Origin of the sequence: Candidatus Protofrankia californiensis (assembly GCF_900634765.1) — a bacterium.
GTDB classification, from domain to species: domain Bacteria; phylum Actinomycetota; class Actinomycetes; order Frankiales; family Frankiaceae; genus Protofrankia; species Protofrankia californiensis.
In genome coordinates this window covers 17,662-24,641 of sequence record NZ_CAAAFT010000299.1, presented here as the reverse complement: position 1 = coordinate 24,641, position 6,980 = coordinate 17,662, and the positions used below count along the sequence as shown (strand labels likewise).

The 6,980-nt window shown below is 70.8% G+C and carries 8 protein-coding genes; 7 read left to right on the top strand and 1 reads right to left on the bottom strand.

Annotated features, from left to right (window positions below; all coding sequences use genetic code 11):
* The 5 genes from DD1DGNOD_RS16045 to DD1DGNOD_RS16025 form a co-directional block, all read left to right on the top strand.
* Positions 1-977, top strand: a 977-nt coding sequence (locus tag DD1DGNOD_RS16045) for a glycosyltransferase family 4 protein (RefSeq protein WP_241255760.1), incomplete at its 5' end; no start/stop codon positions are given.
* Positions 978-1,137: 160 nt separating this feature from the next.
* Complete coding sequence (locus tag DD1DGNOD_RS16040) at positions 1,138-1,776, top strand: hypothetical protein (protein ID WP_241255759.1); 639 nt, start codon at positions 1,138-1,140, stop codon at positions 1,774-1,776.
* A 209-nt stretch (positions 1,777-1,985) separates the two neighbouring features.
* On the top strand, positions 1,986-2,963 hold the full coding sequence (gene pdxS, locus DD1DGNOD_RS16035; protein ID WP_131767202.1) for a pyridoxal 5'-phosphate synthase lyase subunit PdxS: 978 nt from the start codon (positions 1,986-1,988) through the stop codon (positions 2,961-2,963).
* 11 nt (positions 2,964-2,974) lie between these two features.
* Positions 2,975-3,649: a pyridoxal 5'-phosphate synthase glutaminase subunit PdxT gene (pdxT, locus tag DD1DGNOD_RS16030; RefSeq protein ID WP_131770481.1), complete on the top strand. Its 675-nt coding sequence runs from the start codon at positions 2,975-2,977 to the stop codon at positions 3,647-3,649.
* Positions 3,646-4,401, top strand: coding sequence for a YebC/PmpR family DNA-binding transcriptional regulator (locus tag DD1DGNOD_RS16025; RefSeq protein WP_131767201.1), 756 nt, complete (start codon positions 3,646-3,648; stop codon positions 4,399-4,401). Before pdxT ends, DD1DGNOD_RS16025 begins: the two co-directional genes overlap by 4 nt.
* Positions 4,402-4,473: 72 nt before the next feature.
* Here the strand turns inward: DD1DGNOD_RS16025 and DD1DGNOD_RS16020 are convergent, their stop codons facing one another.
* Positions 4,474-5,448: an alpha/beta hydrolase gene (locus tag DD1DGNOD_RS16020; protein WP_165035032.1), complete on the bottom strand. Its 975-nt coding sequence runs from the start codon at positions 5,446-5,448 to the stop codon at positions 4,474-4,476.
* A 366-nt stretch (positions 5,449-5,814) separates the two neighbouring features.
* On the opposite strand from DD1DGNOD_RS16020, the gene ruvC reads away from it, so the two are divergent.
* Together ruvC and ruvA are read left to right on the top strand one after the other, a co-directional pair.
* Positions 5,815-6,348: a crossover junction endodeoxyribonuclease RuvC gene (ruvC, locus tag DD1DGNOD_RS16015; RefSeq protein WP_131767200.1), complete on the top strand. Its 534-nt coding sequence runs from the start codon at positions 5,815-5,817 to the stop codon at positions 6,346-6,348.
* Positions 6,348-6,980 (top strand): Holliday junction branch migration protein RuvA (gene ruvA / locus DD1DGNOD_RS16010; protein ID WP_131770484.1); only part of this gene is annotated, 633 nt, incomplete at its 3' end. The genes ruvC and ruvA, both read left to right, overlap by 1 nt.

Genomic DNA, 6,980 nt, shown 5'->3' with positions numbered 1-6,980 from the left:
CCGCCGGCCACGCCGTGCCGGTGCCCTACAACGGCTCGGTCGCTCGGCTGCTGATGGGGCCGGTGTCCGCGGCGCGGGTGCGCCGGTGGCTGCGCGAGCACGACTTCGACGTCCTGCACGTGCACGAACCGACGGCGCCGAGCGTCAGCCTGCTCGCCTGCATGCTCGCGGACGGCCCGATCGTCGCCACGTTCCACACGTCCAACCCGCGTTCGAAGATCCTCACAGCCGCGCACGGGGCGCTGCAGCCGTCCATGGAGAAGGTCCGGGCGAGGATCGCGGTGTCCGAAGCGGCCCGCCGCACGCTCGTCGAGCATCTCGGCGTGGACGCGATCCTCATTCCCAACGGCGTGTCGATACCCACCTTCCAGCGGGCGGTCCCGCTGCCCGAACCGGTCTCGAACGGCTCCACGGTCGTCTTCCTCGGGCGTATCGACGAGCCGCGCAAGGGTCTGGACGTGCTGCTTGCGGCGTTGCCGACCCTGGTGGCGCGGTGCGCCGACGCCAGGCTGCTGGTCGCCGGCCCCGGCGACGGGGAGGCGGTGCTCGACCGGGTGCAGCCGGACCTGCGCAACCGCGTCCACCTGCTCGGTCTCGTCTCCGACGCGGACAAACCCCGGGTGTTCCGCTCGGGGGAGGTCTACTGCGCGCCCAACACGGGGCAGGAGAGCTTCGGCATCGTCCTGCTGGAGGCGATGGCCGCGGGTGTTCCGGTGGTGGCCAGTGACATCGACGCCTTCCGTCGGGTCCTGGACGATGGCCGCGCCGGCCGGCTTTTCCCGGTCGCCGACGCGGCGAGCCTCGCTCACACCCTCGCCGATCTGCTGGCCGATCCCGCGCAACGCGGGCGGCTGGCCGGGCGGGGCCGGGCGGTGGTGGCCGCCTACGACTGGACGGTGATCGCGAAGCAGATCGTCGGAGTGTACGAGATGGTCGTCGGCGACAGGCCCGTGTCGCTGGCGGCGAACAGCGCCTAGCGGGCCGGCGGCAGCACGATCATGTTCTTTTCGCGCTCGGGTCCGGGGGCCGATCCGGGGGTCGACCTTGAGGTCCGGGAGGCTCAGGTTCCTGGGCCGCTCGGAGGCCGTCCGCCATCCGGTGTGAGGAGGTTCATGCCCGCTGGCGCGCTCCCACCCCATGTTGACTACGCTGCGCGAGGTGACCCTCGTCGTTGTTACGGTCGTGATTGTCGTGGCGATCGCCACCTATCTCACCTGGCTGGCAAGCCGTCTGGACCGCCTGGCGGTCCGGGTGGACGACGCCCGGGCGGGTCTGGTCGGCCAGCTGGCGCTGCGGGTGGACGTGGCCGGGGAACTGGCCCGGCGGTGCGAGCTGGTGGAGCTGGGCGAGGCGGTGGAGCGGGCCCGGGCGGCACATGTGGCCCCCGCGGCGGGCGGCCCGCTGGACAACGACACCGAGGCGGCGGAGAACAGCCTCAGCCGGGCCCTGCGCTCCCCGGCGGTCACGGCGACCGCGGATCGGGCGCCGGACGCCCTGCACGCGGTGGATGTCGCCGCCGCCCGGGTCGCTCTCGCCCGCCAGTTGCACAACGACGCCGTACGCGACGTGCGGGCGCTGCGTGCCAGACGGATCGTGCGGGTGCTGCGATTGTCCGGCCGCAGCCTCCTGCCCGCCTACTTCGAGATCGACGACGCGCTTCCAATGCGCGGCGACATCGGGGGCAGGAACGAGCACCCCGGCGCCGACGGCTCCGATGATGACGGTACGCATGACGGCGCTACGCATGACGATGACATGTCCAGGTTTGCACCGTAGATTTTTCTGTACTGTCGGTCGTAATCGCCGTCCCGTCCGGGACGGGCTTCCGGTCGTAGGATGGGATGTCTTCCGCCCGGGTTGAATTTCGCGCGTCCGACGTGGTTCCGCTCGTGGAAGCCGCGGTTTGTCGGCGTCCGTCCAACCGGGACGTTCGCTGCGGACTGATTCCTGCCCACCGATCCAGTCTGCGTACAGAGAGGCATGCCATGTCCGAGGGCCTGACCACTGCCGAGCCCGCCCAGCCGGACCACGGGTCCGCACGGGCGGCCGCGCTGCCCGGCGGAGCCGGTGCCGGTGGCGGTACTCACGTGGGAACGGCCCGTGTCAAGCGGGGCATGGCGGAGATGCTCAAGGGTGGTGTGATCATGGATGTGGTCACGGCCGACCAGGCGCGGATCGCCGAGGACGCCGGCGCGGTCGCCGTGATGGCCCTGGAGCGGGTTCCCGCCGACATCCGCGCCCAGGGCGGGGTTGCCCGGATGAGCGACCCGGAGATGATCGCATCGATCATCGAGGCGGTGTCGATCCCGGTGATGGCCAAGGCGCGCATCGGCCACTTCGTCGAGGCCCAGGTGCTCCAGGAGCTGGGGGTCGACTACGTCGACGAGTCCGAGGTCCTCACTCCGGCCGACCCGCACCACCACATCGACAAGTGGCGGTTCACCGTCCCGTTCGTATGCGGCGCGACCAACCTGGGGGAGGCGCTGCGCCGGATCGGCGAGGGCGCAGCCATGATCCGGTCGAAGGGTGAGGCGGGCACCGGCGAGGTGTCCAACGCGGTCGTGCACATGCGCACGATCAGGGCGGAGATCGCACGCTTGTCCGCACTGGCCCCCGACGAGCTCTTCGCGGCGGCCAAGGAGCTGCGCGCCCCGTACGAGCTGGTTGCCGAGGTGGCGCGGCTCGGCGCGCTCCCGGTCGTGCTGTTCACCGCCGGCGGTATCGCCACCCCCGCGGACGCCGCCCTGATGATGCAGCTGGGAGCGGACGGGGTGTTCGTCGGCTCGGGCATCTTCAAATCCGGTGATCCGGCGCGGCGTGCCCGGGCGATCGTCGAGGCCACCACCATGTACACCCACGCCGACGTCATCGCGAAGGTCTCCCGCGGCCTCGGCGAGGCCATGGTCGGTATCAACGTCGGCGAGCTCGCGCCCACGGACCGCTTCGCCGACCGCGGATGGTGAACGACCCCGGGATGGCTCTGTCACAGGCCGCGGCGCCGGCACAGGCGTCGGCAGCGACAGCCGGCACGGTGCGGCTGGGTGTGCTGGCTCTGCAGGGCGACGTCCGCGAGCATTCCCGGGCACTGGCCGCGGCCGGTGCCCGGGTTGTCGAGGTGCGCCGGGTGTGCGATCTGGACGCCGTGGACGGGCTGGTGCTGCCCGGCGGCGAGTCCACTACGATCGGCCGGTTGCTGCGGGTGTTCGAGCTCCTGGAGCCGCTGCGTGACGCGATCGCGGCCGGGCTGCCGGTGTTCGGTTCGTGCGCTGGCATGATCCTGCTGGCCAGGGACGTCCTGGACGGCCGGCCCGGTCAGCCGCTGCTGGGCGGGCTGGACGTGGTCGTGCGGCGCAACGCCTTCGGTCGCCAGGTCGACTCGTTCGAGGCGGAGATCGACGTCACCGGCGTCGCCGGCGGTCCGGTCCGGGCGGTCTTCATCCGGGCGCCGTGGGTGGAGAAGATCGGGGACGAGGTCGAGGTGCTCGGTAGGGTCGGTGACAGGATTGTCGCGGTCCGCCAGGACAATGTGCTGGCAACCGCGTTCCATCCGGAGCTCACCGGCGATACGCGTATACACCAGCTGTTCGTCAGCATGGTGGAGGGCATTCGTGAAAGGCAGGGGCTGGGACAGGTGAGGGGCACGGCATGAGCGGTCACTCCAAGTGGGCGACCACCAAACACAAGAAAGCTGTCATCGACGCGCGCCGCGGGAAGCTGTTCGCGAAATTGATCAAGACGGTCGAGGTGGCGGCCAAGACCGGTGGTGGGGACCCGGCCGGGAACCCGACGCTTGCGGACGCCATCGCCAAGGCGAAGTCGCAGTCGGTTCCCAACGACAACATCGACCGCGCCGTGAAGCGGGGATCGGGCGAGCTTGCCGGCGGGGCCAACTACGAGGAGATCACCTACGAGGCGTACGCGCCGAACGGGGTGGCCGTGCTCGTCGAGTGCCTGACCGACAACCGCAACCGGGCCGCCTCCGACGTCCGCGTGGCCATCACCCGCAACGGCGGCAGCGTCGCCGATCCCGGCTCGGTGTCATACCTGTTCAACCGTAAGGGCGTCGTCCTCGTCGCAAAGACGCCCGGGCTCGGTGAGGACGACGTCCTGACCGCGGTTCTCGACGCCGGTGCGGAGGAGGTCGACGACCTGGGCGACGCCTTCGAGGTCGTCTCGGAGGCGACGGACCTCAACGCGGTGCGCCTCGCGGCTGCCGGGGCGGGGCTCACGGTGTCCTCGGCGGACCTTTCCTGGTTGCCCAGTGTCAGCGTGCCGCTGGAGGAGGAGACTGCGCGCAAGGTCCTCAAGATCGTCGAGGCGCTCGAGGACCTCGACGACGTCCAGAACGTCTGGTTCAACGCTGACATCTCCGATGAGATCATGGAGCTGGTGTCGGCCTGACCGCGTTCTCGGCGCCGCTGTGGTTCTCGGTGGCCACCGTGGTTCTCGGCATCACCGTGTTCTCGGGTGTGGTCAGTCCGTGGCCCGGTCGCGGATGCATTCCTCGGCAAAGGACAGCGCCCGCAGATGGTAGGAGCGGGCCGCCCACCCCAGGCTGAGGTTGTGGCCCGCTCCGCGCTGCTGGACCAGTTCGAAGTGGGGCGCGGCGCTGAACGCGGCACGGATCTCGGCCTCCATCGTCTCGCCGACATCCCACCAGTACTCGTGGTCGGCAAGCGTCCAGCGGACCGGCACCCGCACCCGTGGGCCCAGCAGGGGCAGCATCTGCGGCCACTTCGTGGCATCGGATGCCTCACCGACCGGCACGGGGACCGCCGGTGCCACGCCCAGGAGGAACGTGCCGGACGGGTAAAGGTGCTCCGGCCCCCAGAACAGCTTGCGGGCCGCGATGGCGCGCTGCCTGCGGGTCTCAGCCACGCTGCCGCCTGCGACGCTGAGCTGCAGCGACCACAGATCGTCACGGTATCGTGCCGCCACCCCGGAGACGTCGATCCCGAGCAGGCTGCTGCCGCGCTCGTCCGCGGCAAGTGACACCGACAGCATCGTGCCGAACGAATGGCCGATCAGGAACAGGCCCGCTCCCACGGCGTGGAATGCCGCGAAGGTCTCCAGCGCCCGCCAGGTGATGGCGGTCTGTGCGGCCAGCGTCTGGCGGGCCGGCTCCAGAGCCGCCGAGGCGCCGTAGCCGGGACGGTCCAGTGCCAGCACGCTGAATCCCAGGGTCGCACCGATGGTCAGCAGGGACAGGTCCGGGTGCGCGCGGCCGTGGAAGTAGGACGCGCGCATCCCCCCACCAGGCAGGCCGACGACGACGGCCCGCGGCTCACCGTCGGGTTCGGCCAGCAACCCGGACAGCTCCACGTCGCCGGCATCGAGGCGGACGTGCCGCGCACGGACCGACCCGTGCGCACGCGGCGGTTGCCCGCTCCTATGTTCGGCTGCCGATCCGGTCGCCGCTTCGGCGCCGGTCGCGGCATCGGAGCCCATGCGTGGACCTCTTTCCCGGCAGGGCGCCGACGGTCTCCTCAGTGCGCCAACGGTCACCTCACCATATGCCGATCTGTGCTGGGCCGATGGCCGGCTGTGGCATTCCGAAGCGCCGGTTGATTCCGTCCTTGAGCTGCGAGGGGTTTGCCGGGCGGGCGTGTCGCTACACTCGAACAGGCGTTCAGACGTGTCACAATCGTGGCGAACCGCCGGGAGGGCCAGTTCTTCGGGCCGCTGGAGGGCCGAAGACGGCGCGATCATGTTTTTCGCGTCGCCGGGAGGCCTAAATCCTCAGGCCACTTGGCGGTCACGATGTCCGACGGATGGTCGGGCTGTTGGTCAACGAGCTGGTTGGGGAGGGTGCCGGTGCTGGTGCTGGGGGTCGATCCGGGGCTTACCCGTTGCGGTCTCGGGGTCGTCGACGGCGGGCCGGGTCGGCAGACGTCCCTGATCGAGGTCGGTGTGCTGCGCACTCCTGCTACCGACGACGTCGCCTCCCGGTTGTGGGCGCTCGAACGCGGCCTCGGCGAGTGGATCGACCGGCACAACCCCGACGCGGTCGCGGTCGAGCGGGTGTTCAGCCAGGCCAACGTCCGGACGGTCATGGGTACCGCCCAGGCCGGGGCGGTGGCGATCGTCACTGCGGCACGCCGTGGTCTACCGGTCGCACTGTATACCCCTAGTGAGGTGAAAGCTGCGGTCAGTGGCAGCGGCCGGGCGGATAAGGCTCAGGTCACCTTCATGGTGAGCCGCCTGCTGAAGCTGTCCGACCCGCCGCGCCCGGCCGATGCCGCCGACGCCCTGGCCCTTGCTCTCTGCCACTTGTCGCGGGGGCCGGCGCTTGCCAGGATGCGGGCGGCCGTCAGGCAGGCCCCTGCGGTCCCCGGCGGGAGCCTCTGATGATCGCGTCCGTGTCCGGGACGGTTGCCGCCCTGTCACCCGAAGCCGCCGTCGTCGAGGTGGGTGGGGTCGGTCTGCTCGTCCAGTGCACCCCTGCGACCCTCGCCCGGCTACGGGTCGGGCAGGACGCGCGGTTGGTCACCACGCTGGTCGTCCGGGAGACCGAGCTGACCCTCTACGGTTTTGCCGACGCCGACGAGCGCGACGTCTTCGAGACCCTGCAGGGAGCCTCCGGGGTCGGTCCCAGACTTGCCCAGGCCGTGCTCGGCGTCCACAGCCCGGACGGCGTGCGCCGTGCGGTCGCGGCGGAGGACCTCACAGCCCTGACGAAGGTGCCTGGTATCGGTCGTAAGGGCGCGCAGCGCATCATCCTCGATCTCAAGGACCGGCTCGGGCCCCCCGCGCCCACTGCGGTGTCCGCTGCGGGGGACGGCGGCCCTGCCACGGGTGGGGTTACCGGCGGCGATGGTGCCGTGCCGCCCGCGGGCGCCGGCGTCACTGTCGCCGAGCAGGTCCGCCTCGCGCTGCTCGGGCTCGGCTACACCGCGCGGGAGGCCGATGACGCCTTGGCCGTGGTCTGGACCGGCAACGGGCACGGCGGTAACGGGCGTGACCGCCGTGCGGGCCAGGAC